The organism is Phenylobacterium sp. (assembly GCF_020253645.1).
Lineage (GTDB): Bacteria > Pseudomonadota > Alphaproteobacteria > Caulobacterales > Caulobacteraceae > Phenylobacterium.
In genome coordinates this window covers 12,400-30,401 of sequence record NZ_JADCBG010000076.1, presented here as the reverse complement: position 1 = coordinate 30,401, position 18,002 = coordinate 12,400, and the positions used below count along the sequence as shown (strand labels likewise).

Annotated in this window: 16 protein-coding genes and 1 tRNA gene; 9 read left to right on the top strand and 8 right to left on the bottom strand. The window is 66.5% G+C overall.

The genetic code is table 11. The annotated features are described in order from the left end of the window. The 4 genes from INE98_RS05585 to INE98_RS05570 all read left to right on the top strand — a co-directional run. Window positions 1-592: acyl-CoA dehydrogenase family protein (locus INE98_RS05585; protein WP_293537254.1), on the top strand; the 592-nt coding region annotated here is incomplete at its 5' end. A gap of 26 nt (window positions 593-618) precedes the next feature. Beyond that, on the top strand, window positions 619-1,824 hold the full coding sequence (locus tag INE98_RS05580) for an acyl-CoA dehydrogenase family protein (protein ID WP_293537252.1): 1,206 nt from the start codon (window positions 619-621) through the stop codon (window positions 1,822-1,824). 37 nt (window positions 1,825-1,861) lie between these two features. Then, window positions 1,862-2,998, top strand: a complete 1,137-nt coding sequence (locus INE98_RS05575) for an acyl-CoA dehydrogenase family protein (protein ID WP_293537250.1) — start codon at window positions 1,862-1,864, stop codon at window positions 2,996-2,998. Between the two features lie 127 nt (window positions 2,999-3,125). After that, window positions 3,126-4,025 (top strand): hypothetical protein, encoded by a 900-nt coding sequence (locus INE98_RS05570; RefSeq protein ID WP_293537249.1) that lies wholly within the window; start codon window positions 3,126-3,128, stop codon window positions 4,023-4,025. 36 nt (window positions 4,026-4,061) lie between these two features. Here the strand turns inward: INE98_RS05570 and INE98_RS05565 are convergent, their stop codons facing one another. After that, window positions 4,062-4,493 carry a response regulator gene (locus INE98_RS05565; RefSeq protein WP_293537247.1) on the bottom strand — a complete coding sequence of 144 codons (432 nt, stop codon included), beginning with the start codon at window positions 4,491-4,493 and terminating at the stop codon, window positions 4,062-4,064. 170 nt (window positions 4,494-4,663) lie between these two features. Between INE98_RS05565 and INE98_RS05560 the strand changes: the two genes are divergently transcribed. From INE98_RS05560 to INE98_RS05550, 3 genes are all read left to right on the top strand, one after another. Continuing rightward, window positions 4,664-5,086 carry a PaaI family thioesterase gene (locus INE98_RS05560; protein WP_293537246.1) on the top strand — a complete coding sequence of 141 codons (423 nt, stop codon included), beginning with the start codon at window positions 4,664-4,666 and terminating at the stop codon, window positions 5,084-5,086. A gap of 137 nt (window positions 5,087-5,223) precedes the next feature. Next, window positions 5,224-8,001: a TonB-dependent receptor gene (locus tag INE98_RS05555; protein ID WP_293537244.1), complete on the top strand. Its 2,778-nt coding sequence runs from the start codon at window positions 5,224-5,226 to the stop codon at window positions 7,999-8,001. Continuing rightward, complete coding sequence (locus INE98_RS05550; protein ID WP_293537242.1) at window positions 8,001-9,029, top strand: phytase; 1,029 nt, start codon at window positions 8,001-8,003, stop codon at window positions 9,027-9,029. The genes INE98_RS05555 and INE98_RS05550 overlap by 1 nt, the downstream gene beginning before the upstream one ends. Before the next feature lie 39 nt (window positions 9,030-9,068). Here INE98_RS05550 and INE98_RS05545 read toward each other — a convergent pair whose 3' ends face one another. From INE98_RS05545 to INE98_RS05525, 5 genes are all read right to left on the bottom strand, one after another. Further along, the gene (locus INE98_RS05545; protein WP_293537240.1) at window positions 9,069-11,117 is read right to left on the bottom strand and encodes a TonB-dependent receptor; all 2,049 of its coding nucleotides are present in this window, start codon (window positions 11,115-11,117) and stop codon (window positions 9,069-9,071) included. Between the two features lie 193 nt (window positions 11,118-11,310). Next, on the bottom strand, window positions 11,311-12,450 hold the full coding sequence (locus INE98_RS05540; RefSeq protein ID WP_293537238.1) for a HAMP domain-containing sensor histidine kinase: 1,140 nt from the start codon (window positions 12,448-12,450) through the stop codon (window positions 11,311-11,313). Next, complete coding sequence (locus INE98_RS05535; RefSeq protein ID WP_293537236.1) at window positions 12,447-13,133, bottom strand: response regulator transcription factor; 687 nt, start codon at window positions 13,131-13,133, stop codon at window positions 12,447-12,449. Before INE98_RS05535 ends, INE98_RS05540 begins: the two co-directional genes overlap by 4 nt. 134 nt (window positions 13,134-13,267) lie before the next feature. Beyond that, the gene (locus INE98_RS05530) at window positions 13,268-13,561 is read right to left on the bottom strand and encodes a DUF5658 family protein (protein ID WP_293537255.1); all 294 of its coding nucleotides are present in this window, start codon (window positions 13,559-13,561) and stop codon (window positions 13,268-13,270) included. 38 nt (window positions 13,562-13,599) lie between these two features. Next, window positions 13,600-13,674, bottom strand: a tRNA-Gly gene (locus INE98_RS05525). A gap of 103 nt (window positions 13,675-13,777) precedes the next feature. Between INE98_RS05525 and INE98_RS05520 the strand changes: the two genes are divergently transcribed. Next, a complete protein-coding gene (locus INE98_RS05520) occupies window positions 13,778-14,641 on the top strand; it encodes a hypothetical protein (RefSeq protein ID WP_293537235.1) in 864 nt (287 codons plus the stop codon). Between the two features lie 7 nt (window positions 14,642-14,648). Here INE98_RS05520 and INE98_RS05515 read toward each other — a convergent pair whose 3' ends face one another. Then, on the bottom strand, window positions 14,649-15,671 hold the full coding sequence (locus tag INE98_RS05515; RefSeq protein ID WP_293537234.1) for a 2'-deoxycytidine 5'-triphosphate deaminase: 1,023 nt from the start codon (window positions 15,669-15,671) through the stop codon (window positions 14,649-14,651). A gap of 107 nt (window positions 15,672-15,778) precedes the next feature. On the opposite strand from INE98_RS05515, the gene metZ reads away from it, so the two are divergent. Then, the gene (gene metZ / locus INE98_RS05510) at window positions 15,779-16,963 is read left to right on the top strand and encodes an O-succinylhomoserine sulfhydrylase (RefSeq protein ID WP_293537233.1); all 1,185 of its coding nucleotides are present in this window, start codon (window positions 15,779-15,781) and stop codon (window positions 16,961-16,963) included. Window positions 16,964-16,975: 12 nt separating this feature from the next. Here metZ and INE98_RS05505 read toward each other — a convergent pair whose 3' ends face one another. Further along, entirely contained in the window at window positions 16,976-17,761 is a 786-nt protein-coding gene (locus INE98_RS05505; protein WP_293537232.1) for an SDR family oxidoreductase, read from the bottom strand. Window positions 17,762-18,002 lie beyond the last annotated feature (241 nt).

Genomic DNA, 18,002 nt, shown 5'->3' with positions numbered 1-18,002 from the left:
GCCGATCCGCCTGATCGCCGGCAACTCGCCCTTCTGCGAGACCTTCATCACCGACGTGAAGGTGCCGAAGGACGACCTGATCGGCCCCCTGAATGGCGGTTGGTCGGTGGCCAAGCGGCTGCTCCAGCACGAGCGCAGCGGCATGGACGGCGCCCGCCGGGGTCCCGGGAACAAGGTCATCCTCGGCCAGGTCGCCAAGGTCTATGTGGGAGAAGACGAACAGGGCCGCCTGGCCGATCCGGACCTTCGCACCCGGATCATCATGAACGAGATGGACCAGGCCGCCCTGCAGGCCACGGTCCGCCGCGCGGCTCTGGAGGCCAAGGGCAACGCCGGCCCCAGCGCGACGACCTCGATCATGAAGAACGCCAACATGAAGATCGCCCAGGACCGGGCCGAGCTGACCCTGGAGTTCATGGGCAGCCGGGGCCTGGGCTGGCAGGGCGAGGACTTCTCAGCCGACGAACTGTCCGCCGTCCGCGGCTGGCTCTCGGGCAAGGCCGGTTCGATCTACGGCGGGTCGAACGAAGTGCAGAACAACATCATATCCAAGCGCATTCTTGGCCTGCCCGACCTGACCCAGTCGCGCTGAGCCCGTTTTTCTGAAGGAGACGTTTCATGGCAGATTTTGGCGGCGGCGATCCGGAGGCCTTCCGCAAGGAAGTGCGCGAGTGGGTCGAGGCCAATTTCCCCGCCGAGCTGAAGGGCCGGCCCAACCCGATGATGCGCGAGGAGCGCGCCAAGCCGAGCGAGGCCCAGGAAGCCTGGCGCAAGGCGGTCGGCGCCAAGGGTTGGGGCACCCCCACCTGGCCTAAGCAGTATGGCGGCGGCGGCCTCTCCAGCGCCGAGGCCCGGGTGATCCAGCAGGAATTCGGCCGCGCCGGCGCCTACAATCCGATCGGCGGCATGGGCGTGATGATGTTCGGCCCGACCCTGCTCGAGTATGGCACCGAGGACCAGAAGCTGGAGCACATCCCGCCGATTTGCCGCGGCGATGTTCAGTGGTGCCAGGGCTTCTCGGAACCCGGCGCTGGCTCGGATCTCGCGGCCCTTCAGACCCGGGCCGAGGACAAGGGCGATCATTTCCTGATCAACGGCCAGAAGATCTGGACCTCCGGCGCCCAGTACGCTGACTGGTGCTTCTGCCTGGTGCGGACCGACACCTCGAAGAAGCACGAGGGCATCTCCTTCGTGCTCTTCACCATGCACCAGCCGGGCGTTGAAGTGCGCCCGATCAAGCTGATCGCCGGCTCCTCGCCCTTCTGCGAGACCTTCTTCACCGACGCCCGCGCCGAGAAGAAGAACCTGGTCGGGCCGTTGAACGGTGGCTGGACCATCGCCAAGCGTCTCCTGCAGCATGAGCGCGGCGGCCTGTCCGGCGCCGGAGGCGGCGTTGGCATGGGCGGCCGTTCCCTGGTGGACCTGGCCCGGGAGTATGTCGGCGTCGATGAACAGGGCCGGATCGCCGACCCGGACCTGCGCACCCGCGTGGTCCAGCACGAGATCGAGGGCCGTTCCTTCCAGCAGACCGCCGTGCGCGCCATGCTGGAGAGCAAAGGCAATTCCGGCCCCAGCGCGGCGACCTCGATCATGAAGAACGCTGGCACGAGCTGGATGCAGATGCGTCACGAACTCACCCTCGAGATCATGGGCCACCAGGGCCTAGGCTGGGAAGGCGACGCCTTCAAGCCCGAGGAGCTCGGCGCCGTCCGCGGCTGGCTGGGCGGCAAGGCCTTCACGATCTACGGCGGCAGCCAGGAGGTGCAGAGCAACATCATCTCCAAGCGCATCCTCGGCCTGCCAGACCTCACCCAGCACAACTGACTTTCCACCGATACGACGAGATTAAGGATCAACAGAAATGGCCGTTCTGAACGAAGAACAGAGCATGCTCCGCGACGCCGCGAAGAGCTGGACCCAGGAAAAGAGCCCGGTCACCGCTTTCCGCAAGATGCGCGATTCCGGCGTCGACATCGGCTACGACGCCAACGCCTGGAACGAGATGGCCGAGATGGGCTGGGCCGGGGTGATCATCCCCGAGGAGTACGGCGGCTCGGCCTTCGGCTACCTGTCCATGGGCCTCATCCTGGAAGAGCTGGGCCGGACCCTGACCGCCTCGCCTCTGATCGCCTCGGGCGTGGGCGCGGCTTCGGCCCTGGTGTTGGGTGGCTCCGACGCTCAGAAGTCCGAGTGGCTGCCGAAGATCGCCGACGGCTCCGTGGTCGGCGCACTGGCGGTGGATGAAGGCCCGCACCATGCGCCTGAAAAGGTCGCCCTGGCCGCGACCAAGTCCGGCTCGGGCTACAGCCTGTCGGGGACCAAGACCTTCGTCATCGAGGGCCTGGCCGCCAACCTGCTGGTGGTTTCCGCCCGCACCTCCGGCAAGCCGGGCGACAAGGACGGCATCACCCTGTTCCTGGTTCCCGCCGACGCCAAGGGCGTGAGCCGCAAGAGACTGGCCCTGGCCGACAGCCGCGGCGCGGCCAACATAACCTTCGACAAGGTCGAGGTGGGCGCCGACGCGGTTCTGGGCGCGGTCGACAAGGGCGGTGATGTTCTCGAAAAGACCCTGGACCGCGTCCGCGCGGCCCTGGCCGCCGAGATGCTCGGCTCGGCCAACCAGGCCTTCGAGACCACCTTGGACTACCTCAAGGTCCGGGTTCAGTTCGGCCAGGTCATCGGCTCCTTCCAGGCCCTGCAGCACCGCGCGGCCAAGATGTTCACCGACCTGGAGCTGGCCCGAAGCGCCGTCGAGGCGGCCCTCCAGGCCATCGACGCGGACAGCCCGGACGTTCCTGAGCTGGTCTCCCTGTCCAAGGCCAAGATGGGCGACGTCTTCCACCTCGTCTCCAACGAGATGGTCCAGATGCACGGCGGCATCGGCATGACCGACGCCCATGACGCGGGCTTCTACCTCAAGCGCGCCCGTGCGGCTGAGGCGGCCTTCGGCAGCCAGAGCTACCACCGCGACCGCTACGCCCGGATCAACGGCTACTGATCCGCAAGGCGCTCCGGCGTGACAAAGACCCCTCCGGCGGCGACGCCGGAGGGGTTTTCATGTCTCCGGCGGATTTGCGGAGTCACCGTCGACGTGATTGTGTTTCGGTCGTCCGACGGAGCTTGTCATGACCATTTCCGCCCTGAAATCGCTGTGCCTGGCGCTCAGCCTGACCCTGCTCGCCGCGACCGCCCGCGCCGAGAGCATCCTCTTCGTCGGCAACAGCTTTACCTTCGGGGCCACCTCGCCCGTCCTGCGCTATCGCCCGGAACAGGTGACGGACCTCAACAAGGAGGGCATCGGCGGGGTTCCCGCCATCTTCAAGGTGCTGACCTACCAGGCGGGGCTAGACTACCAGGTCAGCCTCGAAACATCCCCCGGAAAGAATTTCGACTGGCATCTGGCGAACAGGTTGCCCCTGATCGACCGGCCCTGGGACGTCGTCATCCTGCAGGGACAGTCGACGCTGGACCTGGACCGTCCAGGCGATGCGACCCGCATCATTGAGTACGGTCGCCAGCTCTCCGACATCCTAGGTCGGCGGAATCCCGGCGCCCGAATCTACTATCAGGCGACCTGGTCGCGGGCGGATCTGACCTACGCCAAACCCAGCCCGTGGAACGGAAAGCCCATCTCGGCGATGGCGCGGGATGTGCGTGCGGGCTACGATCGGGCGCGCGCGGTCTCGAGCGCCGTCCGCGGCGTATTGCCCGTCGGAGAGGCGTGGAACCGGGCCATGGAATCCGGGGTCGCGGATCCCAATCCATATGATGGTCTGACCTTCGGGCAGGTCGATCTGTGGGGTTGGGATCAGTATCACGCCAGTGCGGCAGGCTACTATCTCAGTGCTCTGGTCATCTTCGGAGCGGTCACAGGGCGGGACCCGAGAAGTCTGGGCGAGCGGGAGGTGGCCGCCTATGAACTGGGTCTCTCGCCCGCCCAGGCCACTGGCCTGCAGTCGGCCGCCTACGAGCAGCTGAGAGCCGAGGGCCTGCTCCCGGACGCCCCGCCCTCGCCCTCTCCATGAGGGCTGAACCGGATATGCGCGACCATCAGACTCCCGTCACCGTTGTAAATCACTCATTGGACGTCGGGGACCGTGATAGTTGCCAAAGCGAACAAACTGGCGCGTCGGAGAAAGAGCGCTTCGGATTCTCTCCGCCAGCGCCATACCTGTGATCGGCTTGGCAATGAACTGGTCCACGCCGGCTGCGATGCAGGCCTTGACGTGCTTTTCCTCGGTATGTCCGGTCGCGACGATGATCGGTACTTCGCTGAACGGATTTGACTCGTCAGCCCTGAGGTTGCGGACGAAGGTCACGCCGTCTATCACGGGCATCTTGATTTCAGTGATGATTAGGTCAGGCTTCACTTGGTGAAGCGTTCGTTGCGCTTCCACGGCGTCATCGGCCAGTCGGATGGTCGTGAAACCCAGGGCGCGCAGCACCGCGGTCATTATGCTGCGCATCCCGACGTTGTCGTCGATGACGAGCACGACTAGATCCCGGCTCAGGGGAACCATGCACCACCCAAGGCTACATCTTATAGGGCTAAACTACGCATCGAGGGTTGCAAGAAGGTTAGCGGACCAGATCTTGAAGCCTCGATGCCGGGCTCGGAAGGGTCATGACAAGATCCGAGACAAAGGGAGGATGATCTCGCGCCATGACGAACTCTCAACCCCTTCAGGAGCTTCAGAGAACGCTCGGACAGCAGCGGCTGGTCACCTTCGAGCCAGGTCGCGCCGCGATCGAGTATCTTGCGGGCGCCCACATGTGCCACTCCGGCGGGGTGGTGCAGGGCGGATTCATCTGCGGGTGGATTGACGCCGCCATGGCGCATGCAGCCATGGCCGGCGGCGGAGACATGACGCCGATGTCCCTGGAGCTCAAGGTCAGCTTCTTCGCGCCGGCTAGACCCGGGCTGGTCCTCGCAGAGGCGTGGATTGAGCGCGCCGGGAAGTCGACCTGCTTCGCCGAGGGCCGACTCCTCAACGCCTCGGGCGAAGTCCTGGCCAAGGCGACTTCGACCATCCGCCTCATCTCGCGCGCGAAGGTCGAGGCAGGATCACGCGCTGCGGTGGGCTGAGCCCCCGGGGCAGGTGTGACCCCGGCGCCACTGAAACCAAACCGTCACAGGACGGTCGCCTGTCGGACATGAATCCTCGCCAAGGGGAAACAACGCCGCGGTCCCGCGGCGCAGGTCCACCCGGCAGGATGAATGGCATGACACTCCCGATCCCCTCGGCCGCGCTTCGCTTCGCCCTCCTCTGCAGCACGGCCCTCGCCGCTCCTCTGGCGGCGCACGCCCAGGAGGCGGGATCCGGCGCGGTCAGTGAGCTGGTGGTCACCGCCTCGAGGCCGATCGCAGAGTCGGAGGCAGCGGCGCTTCGCACCCAGAAGCTGTCCGACTCATTGGTCGCCGTGGCCGCCTCCGACAGCGTCGGACGCCTGCCGGACCAGAACATCGCGCAGGCCGCTAGTCGCCTGCCCGGCGTCGCCGTCGAGCGCGATCAGGGCCAGGCGAGGTATGTGAGCCTGCGCGGCGCCCCGAACTACTGGACCACCCTCAGCTTCGACGGGATCAACGTGGTCAGCCCGGAGGGTCGCGACGCCCGGTTCGACTCCGTGCCGTCGGCCATCGCCTCGCAGATCATCGTTTCGAAGGCCGTGACCCCGGACATGCCGGGCGAGACGGTCTCGGGGAACGTCAACATCATCACCCGCTCCGCCTTCGACTATCCGGGCCTGAAGCTGGGCGGAAAGGTCGGCTACGGCGTCGCCGAACTGGGCGACAAGCCCCAGTACGAAGCCTATGGCGTTGCCTCCAACCGCTATGACCTGGGCGACGGCGAGGTCGGGTTCGTGTTCTCCGCCTCCTATTTCCAGCGGGACATGGTGACCGACAACTTCGAGACCGACTTTGAGCGGGTCTCGCAGGACCAGCGCCCGGGGAACCTGACCCGCTTCTGGGCGCATGAAGCCGAGAACAAGCTCTATCGCCTGACCCGCAAGAACTGGTCCGTCTCCGGCCGGGGCGACTGGCGTCAGGGTGACAACCAGGTCTCCTTCCGGTCGATCTACACGACCTTCACGGACGACGAGATGCGGGACAACTACCGGTTCGACCTCGACGACCGGCAGTCGGACCTCGTTTCATCGACAGACCCGTGCGCCACGGCGGTGAACCCGACCCCCATCAACACCGGCTATGCCGATATCTGCATCGGCAATACGCCGCTGCAGGGAACAGTCTACGGCATCGACATTCGCCAGCGCTCCACCCTCCGGGCCTTTGAGCAGTCGATCTTCACCAACACCCTGGAAGGCCAGCACGGTTTCGGCGACGGCTGGACCCTGAACTGGCTCGCCAACTACACCGAGTCCAAGGACGACCGCTCGGTTGTCGGCGAGACCACCTGGGAGAGCCCCAGCGCCCGAACCCTGCGGCCGACCGTGTCCTATGACTTCTCAGACCCGAACCGGTCGCGGCTGCTTCTGGCGACGACGCTACAGCTCTCCAGCCCGACGCGTTTCCAGGCCGGAACGCCAGTCACGGCCATCGACACCTTCACCAAGCCCCTGACGGGCCTGACTGTCCTGGACGCCGTGGACACCACCACCGCCTACACAGGTCGGCTCTGGGTGGCGAAGGAGGCGGAGTTCCTCGGCGGAGAAGCCACATTCCGGCTCGGCTTCCAGTTCGACCAGCGCACCAAGGTTGTGGACGAGAAGAATCTGGTCGTGAACACCGCAGCTCAGTTTGCGACCATCGGCATTCCGACGAACTATAACGCCTTCTCACTGGACCAGGCCTTCCTCGGGAAGATCCCGCTGGACTACACCTTCCGCTACTTCGACGCCGACAAGATGCGCGCCGCAGCGGGCGCTGCTCGCAGGGCCTTCACCTTCAACCCTGTGACCGGCAACATCTTTGACGTGCGCGAGCAGGTCTATGCCGGCTACGCCATGGGCACGGTGAAGTGGGACTGGGGCTCGGCCATCGGCGGGCTTCGGGTCGAGAACCTGAAAAACCGCGGGACCGCTGTCGCCACGGTCGCCGGTGTGACAGGCCCGGTGACGGCCGAGGCCGACCGGACCCTCGTCTTCCCGAGCCTGCATGTGAACGTGAACCTGGACGCAACCAAGAAGCTGCGCCTGTCGTACAACAGCGGCGCAGCCCGGGCCGACTATGACCAGCTGCGCCCCAACGTCACGGTGAACGACGCCAACCAGACCATCTCGGGCGGCAATCCCGCGGTCCGCCCCGAACTGGCCAGCGGCTTTGACGCCTATCTGGAATGGTATGTCGAGCCGCAGGGCTACCTTATGGCCGGCGTTTTCTTCAAGCGGGTGGAAGACGTCCTTTACCGCCAGACCCGGACCTTCGGCTCCGACGCGCTGAACAGCAACGGAATCGACCGCTCGGGCTATATCTTCTCGGGCATCACCAATGGCGGAAATGGACGCCTTGTGGGTCTGGAGCTGGCCGCCCAGTTCCAGCTGGAACCCTGGGTGGAGAGCCTCGGGGTCCCGGACTGGATTGGCGGTTTCGGGGTCAGCGCCAACGCCACCTTCAACAACAGCAAGGTCCTGAAGCCCGCCATCGGCTCGATCCCGGTGCGAAAGCTCCGCCTGCCAGGGACCTCGGACGAGGTCTACAATATCAGCGGCTATTACGAGAAGTACGGCCTGTCCCTGCGGCTCAGCTACCAGAAGCGCTCCGCCTGGCTGGATGGCTTTGCGGACGACCTGGCCGACGCCGGGGACACGTACTGGGATGCCGACGACGAACTGGACTTCTCGGCCCGGTATGAGGTGAACCAGAACGTCGAGGTCTATTTCGACGCAACGAACCTGCTCGACAATCCGGGCCGCCGCTTCGCCGAGCCGGGCAATCTCCTGACCGCCACGGGCGTGCCCACCGGCTTCACGGACATCTACACCATCGAGTGGGAGCGGTTCGGTCGGCGCTTTGCGGGCGGCGTCCGGGTGACCTTCTGATGCAGGCGATCCAGACGGCCGGCCTCGGCCTCCTTCTGGCGGCGGTCCTTGCCGTATCGGCGACCGCCCAGACCGTCTCAATACCCGCCCGCGGCCAGACCACCCCGGTGGGCACTGTGGCGGACGACGCCGCCGACGACCCCGCCATCTGGCGTGATCCACGCAATCCGGAGAAGAGCCTCATCGTCGGCACCGACAAGAAGGCGGGGCTCCACGTCTACCGCCTTTCCGGCGAAAGCGTGCACTTCACTCCGGCCGGCCGGGTGAACAATGTCGACCTCCTGGACCTCGGCTCCAGGGGCGTCCTGGTGGTCGCCTCCGACCGGAACGACCCCGCTCGGGCCCTGCTCAGGATCTACCGCCTGGACACCCGCCGGGGCGCACTCATTCCGCTCGGTGAAGCGGAGGGCGGCGGCGGCGAGGCCTATGGCGTCTGCCTGGCCGTCCTTGCGCGCGAGATACACGCCTTCTCCGTGCTCAAGGATGGGCAGATCGTCCAGGTCCGACTTGACCTGACGAAGGCCGGCGCCTCCGGGACGCCTGTCAGGGCCCTGCGCGTCCCTTCCCAGGCCGAGGGATGCGTCGTCGATCCCCGCACCGGGACCCTCTATGTCGGCGAGGAGGCCGCAGGGGTCTGGACCTTTGACGCACGGCCCGGCGGCACGACGGAAGGCCGCCTCGCCATCCGGGTCGACAACGTCCAGCTCACGGCCGATGTGGAGGGTCTGGCCCTCATGCCGAGAGGTCGCATTCGCGGCTGGCTGGTGGTTTCCAGCCAGGGCGATAACGCCTACGCCCTCTATCGCCTGCCTGAACTCGCCCCTGCAGGTCGTTTCAGGATCGCCGGCGGGACCATCGGCTCTGCAGAGGAGACCGACGGCATCGCCCTTGCTCCGGGCCGGTTCAGCCGCACCTTCCCTGACGGTCTCTTTGTCGCGCAGGATGGAAACAACGCCCCGGACGCCCAGAACTTCAAGCTGGCCTCCTGGGCGGAGATCCTGAAGGCAGTAAGGGCCGCCGCACCCTGACGCCTTGCGCGCGTGCGGCCCGGAGGCGACTCAGCGAGGTCAGAAGGAACGCTTCACGGTCAGAGATACGTCTGGTCCCTCCTCCCCGCGCCGGGCCTCGCGTCCGGTGACGGCTGAGGCTCGGGTGGGCGAGAAAAAGGTTCTATCGGTCGTGAATTGGCGTCCAAGGGGGTTCAGAACGGTCAAACTCACCTTGAGATCCCGCCAGTAGGTGCTTTCCACAGTCAGGCGCACCTCAGGACTCATGCCGAAGGCGCTGAATTCGGGGACGTAGTAGCTGACCCGCTTGTCCTCACCGGATACCTTCGCACTCCAGGACAGCTTACGTTCCGGCAGATCCTGGCGGAGTTCGACGGAATAGGTCCACGGCGTAAAGTCCGTCAGCCTTCGTGAGCGACCTGTCAGCGGATCGTCGAAGACAGACTCCCGCCATTCGCCGTTCGCGTCCAGACGCATCCCCCGGGCGAGCCAAGACAGGGAGGCGGAGGCTCCGATCCTGGCGCCCCAGACCCGGGCGCTCTTTGCATTCCCAACGCCGAAGTCGCCGCCGGGCAGTATGATCGGCTCCAGAACATCTTCACGCCACTCGTGGAATACGCCGGCGTTCAGCGCCAATCCTCCCTGTCTGCGCATATCCAGGTCCAGGCTCGCGCGCGTCTCGATTTGCGGCCGGAGTTGAGCGTTACCCCCCTGGGTGCGGTCGGCCCCGACCTCGGCGGAAGCCGCAAAGGAGTCGAAGTCCAACTGACCGACACTCCGGCGAACACCGGCGACGACGCTGAGATCGGGCGCCGGGCGCCACGAGAGGGACACCTCGGGCTTGAGAAACTGAAGCCGCTGACGATTGCGGGCGTCGCCGCTGACAGAGATTTCCGACCACTCCGAGGCCGCCTTGGCATCCAGCGTCCAGCGTGGAGAGATATCGTAAGCAAGGCTGAGGAACGCCTCCGTGCGGTATTCGTCCACGACGACATTGGCGGCCGGAAGGGATATCGGGGTCAACGTCCCTGCGGAGTCACGGGTCGTCAGGGACAGCTTCGAGTCCAACCTGTTGAAGGCCGCCTCACCCCCGAACTCGGGGCGCAGGCGACCTTCGCCCGCTGACACCGTTGCGCGACCGACCCACTCGACCATGTTCCGCCGAGAGACTGAGAGAGTTTCGGAAGTCCGAGTTCCAAGAGGCCTCTCGATCCGACTTCCACTGTCGGAGTCGTCCTGCCTCCAACTGAAAAGACTCAGCGCCTTGAAGGTCGCCGCGTTCGAGAACCTCCTGGTCCACTCTCCGCCAAGCTCGGCGTTAAGGCTCCGGTCGTCGAAGGAGATTCCCTGAAACTGATCGACCGACCCCGCCGGAAGGCGTGCAATGAAGCCCCTGCGGGCGAAACTCACGTCGACGTCATACCCGTCCAACCGGCCATTCACTGCGAATTCGCCGCCGAGCGCTTCTCGTCGCGCATCTCCGGAAAGCGTGACCTGCACGCCGTTCACATCACCAGTCATCCGTTCGAAGAGCTGCAGTTCACCGGCCGGCCCGGTCCGCCTGCGCGTTCCATCTGAGGGATCGCTCCAGGGGCGAAACTGAACGCTCCCGGACGTGCGCCATCCGGCGATCGGTCCGGAGAGGCTCGCGTCCACCTTCGGACGCAACACCTCGTCCCGAGTGCGAGTGAGGGACAGGGTCCAGGAGCCTGAAACCGCAGTTTCCTGCAGGATCAGGTCCACGATGACGTTCTGTCCGGACGCCTCGCTGGTGGTGGGGTTGGTGACAAGATCAATCCTCACGACGGCCGAGGCCGGGATCCGCGACAGCGCCTCGCGCGGCCCGCCCGCCTTTGAGCCCGGGCGCGCGCCGTTGATCAGGACATTTCCGCCCGTATCGCCGAAACCGCGCCGGGTCTCTCCCTCATTGAGGGTGAAGCCCGGGACCCTTCCGACCATGTCGAGCGCCGTACTCGGGGCGAAGTCCGCAAAGAACTCCCGGGCGTAGCTCTTCACCTGCATCGGCTCGGACGCCAGAGCCAGAATTGGAGTCGCCGAGACAAGAGCCATCGCCGCGACAGCCAGGGGGATGCCCGCGCGCAACCTCATGAGCGAGCGCCAGCAAACAGCCCGGCGAACGGAACTCGCCCTGCGAAACCGGAAACCGCTGTTGTCATCATGACCTGTCCGAACCTTGATCTGGAAACTTCCCCCGGCTCCGTCGCAGTTGACGGGAGGGATGAAGACCAGATGCGCGCGAACGGGTTCGAGCGGGTTGCGCGACGATTGCGTAATGATTGCGTCAGCGCAGGAGAGGCAACCGGATCTCGACGATGGCTCCGCCTTCGGCGCCTCGCCTGAGGCTCAAGACGCCGCCATAGGCCGCAACCGTCGCCTGGACGATAGAGAGGCCCAGACCTGACCCTCCCGTTTGCCTGGACCGTGACCCCTCGCCCCGGGTGAAGGGTTCAGCAAGCGCTCGAGGGTCGCCCGGCGGCCAGCCCGGGCCATGATCGGTGCACCTGAGGACGGCATCGGCTCCGTCTGCAAACACCTCGATGGTCGCGGGCGCTTCAGGGGCGTAGCGGATCAGGTTCCGAAGGATGTTCAGCAGGGCGCGGCGCAGACGCCCCGGGTCCGCCTCGACATAGACGCCCTCTCCTGAGTCGAGGGTCAACGAAACGCCGCCGGCTTCCAGTTCCGGACGCAAGGAATCCACGCTGTCCTTCGCCAGCGCGCCAAGGTCGACCCTCTCCCGCTTGCCCGCCCCGGCCTGGCGCGCATCGGCGAGCGCGTTCACATCCGAGACCAGAAGATCGATCCAGCCGATCTGTTCGACCAGCCCGTCACAGAAGGCGTCGTCCGCCGTGAAGAGGCCTTCCTTGAGGCCCGCCAGGCGGCCTCGCAGGATGGTGAGGGGCGTACGGATGTCGTGAGCGAGCGCCGCGCTCCGAAGTCGCAGGTCATCGTCAGCCGAACGCAGGGCGGCGGTCATCGCCAGAAAGTCCTCGTTGAGGGCGGCGACCTCCGACGTGGCGGCCGATGAGAGCTGGGGCGGCCTGCGATCGCCATTCGCGACCCGTCGCACCGCCTCAGCCAGGATCTCGAGAGGGCGTGTGAGGCGACCGGCGAGACCCCAGGCGACCAGTCCCATGACGACGGCGGCCCCGAGCACCACAAGCAGGACCACAAGGTCGTAGCTCAGCCGCCAGGTGTGGAAGCCCAGAGAGTCTCGGAAGTCCATGAAGGCCGCGGAGCACCGGCCTGCAACGTGCTCAAGTTGATCCAGCGCCAGCCTGTCCTGCGGCGAGAGGCTCGCTTCGAACAGGAAATCCCTCAAGGAGAAGACCGCACCAGGGAGGACCTGGGCCGCAACCGCGCCGACGATGGCGCTCAGGATTGTGACGGAGGCGATCTGGAACTTCAGCGACAGGGTCTTCATTGAAACGCCTCGAGCCTGTAGCCTTCGCTCCGGACGCTGACCAGGCGCAGGTTCCCCAGCGCCTCAAGCTTCTGGCGAAGCCGGCTGATGTGGGGATTCACGGACTTGTCGAAGGCCTCGCCATCCATGGCGGAGTCCACCAGTTGTCCTCGCGACACGAGGCGGCCGGCGCGTTCGGCCAGAACCTTCAGGATGCGAAACTCCGTAGGCGTCAGTTCCAGCGGCGTTGCGCCTACCACGGCGACGTGGCGGTCAAGATCGACCTGCAGGTCGCCAAGGGTGAGGATCCTGGACGGCTCCAGCAGGGTCTTGCGTCTCAACACCGCCTTGGCGCGCGCGATCAGCTCCAGCGGGTTGAAGGGCTTGACCAGGTAGTCGTCACACCCCAGCCGGAAACCCGTAAGTTTGTCGACATCCTCTCCCAGGGCGCTGAGGATGATCACTGGCGGCCCTCCGCGCGCGCGCAGCTCTGCAAGGACCGAATAGCCGTCACGCTTTGGGAGCTTCAGGTCGAGCACGATCAGGTGGGGGCGCCAGTAGGCCGCCGCGGAGAGTGCGTCATCCCCGTCCCGGGCGACGAGACGGAGCGCACTCTCGCGCCCGAGAAAGACATCAATGATCTCAGCGATGGCGGACTCGTCCTCCACGATCAGGACACGCTTGCCCTCCAGCCCACTCTCCATCCTGGCGCGACCCCTTGCCTGTTCGAAGGGGACCGTACCTCATCAAGGTTGCCGTTCGATTGCGCTACAAGCCCGGCTTGTCCCGATTCCTCAGGGTCGAACCCCTAGAGGGTGAACCCACTCCCGGGGGGTGGTCATCTCCCGCTCCGGGTCCTGAGCAGAAGGCAGACGTTCCAGATCACTGGGGCAAGGCCTGCCGCGGCCAAGCCCCACTGGGCGGGAGGGCCGAAGAAGTGGAAGCCGACCAGGGAGATCACTCCGTGGGTCAGGGCGAATAGGACCATGAACAGCGCCGGTGGAAGCCGCTGGTAGACCCAGAGGACGGCGGGGTTCGATTCCTCGACCCGCCCGCCTTTAAGTCCGAAATGGGTGATGGTCGCATCCAGGAAGGCGAGGAAGACGGATACGCCGGCGAGGACCAGTTCCATCGGCACGCCAGCCTTGGCTCCGAGCGGTGGGGGAGGGCTGGAGCGGGCGAGGGGAATCGAACCCCTGACATCAAGCTTGGGAAGCTTGCGTTCTACCTCTGAACTACGCCCGCGCGCCTTCCATCCTTACAGCCCGGGAGGGCGGGGCTCAAGGCCGCGGCTTTCCCCGGGGCGCGTCGGCCTGTAGGAAGCGGGGGACATCAGACGGCGGACCCCATGCGCATCCTGGTCATTTTTGCTCACTACTTCGCGGCCGAGGCGAAACCCCGGCACGCCTCGACGGATGGCAGCCGGGAGGCCGACCGCAAGGCGGCCATCGAGAGCGCCATCCGCAGCTGGCGGGCGCACTATGGCCCCAGCGCCATGCTCGATGTCGGCTCCCGGTCCTTCCACATGGGCCCCCGCTCCGAGGACCTGGTGGACATCGTCGTCACCACCACCGGCGAAAAGCATCTGATGACGCCGGAGTTCTGCACCGCCATGGGCGTCAAGGTGGCGAAGCATAACCTGGAGGATCCCCGGATGCTGGGCTTCACCGCCCAGGGACTCTTCGCCAGCTGGCGCAACCTCTACGACCTCTTCGTCTTCAGTGAGGACGACCTGAAGATCAACGACCCGGCCTTCGTGGACAAGCTCGTCTGGTTCAACAGGACTTTTGGGCCGGGCCGGGTGCTGGCTCCGAACCGCATCGAGCTGAACCCTGCCGGGCATGCGCCCAAGACCTATATCGACGGCGACCTGGCCCCGGCCGTGGCCAGTCGGATGAAGGCCTATGTCACTGACGAGGAGGCCCTCTACGGCTCCCCCTTCGGACGGTCCGGCGTCTTCCAGCGGGCCCGTAACCCGCACTCGGGGTTCTACGCACTCACCCGCGACCAGCTGTCCTTGTGGATGGCCCAGCCGCACTGGCTGGACCGGGACTGCAGCTTCATCTCGCCCTTGGAGAGCGCCGCCACCCTTGGGATCGCGAAGACCTTCTCCATCTACAAGCCCTTCGGCGCCGCGTCAGGATTCCTGGAGATCGAGCACCTGGACGACCGTTTCTCGACCATGAAGCTGCCGGTCCGCGACCGGCTCTGATCTCCGGTCAGCCCCAGGGACGGAAGTGCTTGGAAAGCTGCAGCCCCTGCCTCTGATAGTGCCCTCCGCCCTCGCCGTAGAGTCGTGACGGGCGCTCTGTCAGGGGTTCGTAGACCAGGCGGGCCACCGTCTGGCCATGCTCCAGAAGGAAGGGGGTCTCGTGACTGCGCACCTCGAGCACGCCCCGTGACCCGGTCGCACCCGCCTCGGCGGCGCCGAACCCGGGATCGAAGAAGCCGGCGTAGTGGACCCGGAACTCCCCGACGGAAGGGTCGATGGGGGTCATCTCCGCCGCCTGGAGGACCGGAATCTCCACCGCCTCGCGAGAGGCCAGGATGTAAAACTCGCCAGGGTCGAGCAGCAGTTCCCCTCGGCGTGGGAGGAGCGGCTCCCAGAAGTCGCGGGGGTCATGTCCCGCGACGCGGTCCATGTCGACTACGCCTGCATGGCGGCGGGCCCGGAAGCCGGCGACCTCGTCGCTCTCCAGATCGACCCCGACACTCACCGTCGCCAGCCGAGGCGGCGCGCCGCGCTTGAGGCGCAGCTGGTTGAGCCGGCTTCCGGATCGAACCAGGACCGAGAAGGTCTGGGGGGCGATCTCGATGAAGGCCGGCCCCCGATAGCCCTCCGCCACGTCATCGAAGGCGGGCTGGTGATCGGTCAGAAGACGGACGAAGACGTCCAGCCGGCCCGTGGAACTCTTCGGGTTGGCCCGGGCCGAGATTCCCGGCGGGAGGGCGAGGGCCTCCTGAAGCTCGGCGATGTAGACGCAGCCCCGCTCCAGGACGGCGCCGGCCATGAGGTCGATCTCGTGCATGACCACATCGCCAAGCCGGTCGGCCACGGTGCGCCCCGGGCGCGGCAGGAAGGAGGCGCGCACCCGCCAGGCGCGGGCGCCGAGGCGCAGATCGAGGCTGGCGGGCTGGACCTGGTCGGCGTCGAAGGGCCGCGTCGCCGTGATCGCCTCGCGTGCGATCAGGGCCTCCAGGGTCTGGCAGGGCAGAATCCCCGCAGGTGCAGTCTCGGACATGGGCCGACACTCGCCGCCGGGGGCCGGATTGGCAAGGCCGCCTGAGCCCCGGCTTGACCTGCAGCGGCCAGCCCTGTTGAAGCAGGCTCCTGAAACGGAGACCGGTCATGACCAAGAGCCCCAAGGACTGGAAGCCCCAGACCCGCATGGTGCGCGGCGGCATGGCCCGCTCCGCCCATGGCGAGATCTCCGAGGCCCTCTTCCTGACCCAGAGCTTCGCCTACGACAGCGCGGCGGCGGCGGACCGGCGCTTCTCCGGCGAGGACCCGGGCTTCATCTATCAGCGCTTCGGCAACCCCACGACGCAGATGTTCGAGGACCGGCTGGCCCTGCTGGAGGGCGCTGAGGTCTGCCGGGCGACGGCCTCGGGCATGTCGGCGGTGCATGTGGCCCTGCAGGGGCTGGTTCGGGCGGGCGACCATGTGGTGGCCGGCCGGGCCCTGTTCGGGTCCTGCCGCTGGATTCTGTCGCAGTGGATGCCGCGCTTCGGCGTGGAGGTGACCTTCGTCGACGCCACCGACCCGGCGGCCTGGGCTGCCGCCGTGCGGCCGAACACCCGGGCCTTCCTTGTGGAGAGCCCGGCCAATCCCCTGCTGGAGGTGACGCCCATTCCAGAGGTGGCCGCCCTCGCCCGCGAGGCCGGAGCCCGGCTGGTGGTGGACAACGTGTTCGCAACCCCGGTCTTTCAGAAGCCCCTGGAGCTGGGAGCGGACATCGTCGTCTACTCCGCGACCAAGCATATCGACGGCCAGGGCCGGGTGCTGGGCGGCGCGATCCTGGGAAGCGCCGAACTGATGACCGAGGCCTACCGCGACATCCTGCGGCATACCGGGCCTGCCCTGTCACCCTTCAACTCCTGGGTGCTGCTGAAGGGCCTGGAGACCCTGGACCTGCGGGTGCGGCGTCAGTCGGATAACGCCGGCAAGGTCACAGAATCCCTGGCCAGTCATCCGGGGGTTCGCCGTGTGGTCTTCCCTGGCCGGAAGGATCACCCCCAGGCCAACCTGATCGCCAGCCAGATGACGGGACCCGGCAATGTCGTGGCCTTTGACCTCGGAACCCGCGAGCGCGCCTGGACCTTCCTGGACGCCCTCGGGATCGTCGACATCTCGAACAACCTTGGCGACGCAAAGTCCATGGCCACCCATCCCAGCACCACGACCCACCGGTCGATGTCGGAGTCCGAGCGGCTGGAAATCGGCCTCACCGAGGGCTGGGTGAGGATGAGCGTCGGGCTGGAGGACGCCGGGGACCTGGCGGACGATGTCCTCCAGGCCCTCGACCGGGTCTGATCCGGGACGGGATCAGAAGATCCCGTAGCCGCCGTCGATCAGGAAGCTGTCTCCGGTGTGGAAGGCCGAGGCGTCCGAGGCCAGATAGACAGCGATGCCGCCGAAATCCGCAGGCTGGCCCCAGCGCCGCACGGGCACACGCCGGATCACCGCATCGTTGAACTTGTCGTTGCCCTGGGCGCCGGCCGTCATGTCGGTGGCGATCCATCCCGGCAGGACGGCGTTGGCGCGCACGCCATAGCGGGCGTGCTCCACGGCGATGGCGCGGATCATGGAGATCACCGCCCCCTTGGTGGCGGCGTAGGCCTCGTTGCGGGGGGCGCCGTCGTAGGCCGAGAGGGAGGAGATCACCACGAGCGAGCCTCCGGCCTTGTCGCCGCCATCGGCCCGCTCGACCATGTGTTTGCAGGCCTCGCGGAATGTGAAGAAGACGCCGTCCAGGTTCACCGCCAGCACCCGTCGGTAGGTCTCGGTGGGGAACTCGGCGAAGGACGAGGCGCCGCCGCCGATGCCGGCGTTGGCCACCACGGTGTCGATCCGGCCCATCTGGCGGACCGCTTCGGCCATGCCCTCGCGGACGGCGTTCTCGTCGGCCACGTCCACCACCTGGGTCAGCACCCGGACGCCAGCGTCCTTGAGGGCTTCGGCGGCGGCGGCGTTCTTCTTGCCGTTGGAGCCCCAGATGACCACGTCGGCCCCGGCCTGGGCCAGGGCCTCGACCATGCCGAAACCGATGCCGCCGTTGCCACCGGTGACCAGGGCCACCTTTCCTGTCAGATCAAAAGGCCGATAGGCCATGGGTTACCTCCCTTTGTGTCTGGGGAAGGAAGGACCGCAAGCGGGCGGGAGGCGTCAAGCGGGATCAGCAGTCAGGTGACGGAAATTCCGGACTGTTGAAGAGGGAGGCCCGCGTCTCCCGGACCATCGGGGGATTGCCGGAGGCCTACAGGCGCGTGGTCGCCAAGTCCCCAGGGATCTCGTCCCGTCCGGCCCGACTTCGCCGGTCGCAGCTCCTCAGTCGCGCGGGATCAGCCTGGGG

What these genes read in the sequence shown, in the direction of transcription:
- INE98_RS05580 (WP_293537252.1), top strand. Translation starts at nt 619, where the DNA reads ATGGCAGATTTTGGCGGCGGCGATCCGGAGGCCTTCCGCAAGGAAGTG.
- INE98_RS05575 (WP_293537250.1), top strand. Translation starts at nt 1,862, where the DNA reads ATGGCCGTTCTGAACGAAGAACAGAGCATGCTCCGCGACGCCGCGAAG.
- INE98_RS05570 (WP_293537249.1), top strand. Translation starts at nt 3,126, where the DNA reads ATGACCATTTCCGCCCTGAAATCGCTGTGCCTGGCGCTCAGCCTGACC.
- INE98_RS05560 (WP_293537246.1), top strand. Translation starts at nt 4,664, where the DNA reads ATGACGAACTCTCAACCCCTTCAGGAGCTTCAGAGAACGCTCGGACAG.
- INE98_RS05555 (WP_293537244.1), top strand. Translation starts at nt 5,224, where the DNA reads ATGACACTCCCGATCCCCTCGGCCGCGCTTCGCTTCGCCCTCCTCTGC.
- INE98_RS05550 (WP_293537242.1), top strand. Translation starts at nt 8,001, where the DNA reads ATGCAGGCGATCCAGACGGCCGGCCTCGGCCTCCTTCTGGCGGCGGTC.
- INE98_RS05545 (WP_293537240.1), bottom strand. Translation starts at nt 11,117, where the DNA reads ATGAGGTTGCGCGCGGGCATCCCCCTGGCTGTCGCGGCGATGGCTCTT.
- INE98_RS05540 (WP_293537238.1), bottom strand. Translation starts at nt 12,450, where the DNA reads ATGAAGACCCTGTCGCTGAAGTTCCAGATCGCCTCCGTCACAATCCTG.
- INE98_RS05535 (WP_293537236.1), bottom strand. Translation starts at nt 13,133, where the DNA reads ATGGAGAGTGGGCTGGAGGGCAAGCGTGTCCTGATCGTGGAGGACGAG.
- INE98_RS05530 (WP_293537255.1), bottom strand. Translation starts at nt 13,561, where the DNA reads ATGGAACTGGTCCTCGCCGGCGTATCCGTCTTCCTCGCCTTCCTGGAT.
- INE98_RS05520 (WP_293537235.1), top strand. Translation starts at nt 13,778, where the DNA reads ATGCGCATCCTGGTCATTTTTGCTCACTACTTCGCGGCCGAGGCGAAA.
- INE98_RS05515 (WP_293537234.1), bottom strand. Translation starts at nt 15,671, where the DNA reads ATGTCCGAGACTGCACCTGCGGGGATTCTGCCCTGCCAGACCCTGGAG.
- metZ (WP_293537233.1), top strand. Translation starts at nt 15,779, where the DNA reads ATGACCAAGAGCCCCAAGGACTGGAAGCCCCAGACCCGCATGGTGCGC.
- INE98_RS05505 (WP_293537232.1), bottom strand. Translation starts at nt 17,761, where the DNA reads ATGGCCTATCGGCCTTTTGATCTGACAGGAAAGGTGGCCCTGGTCACC.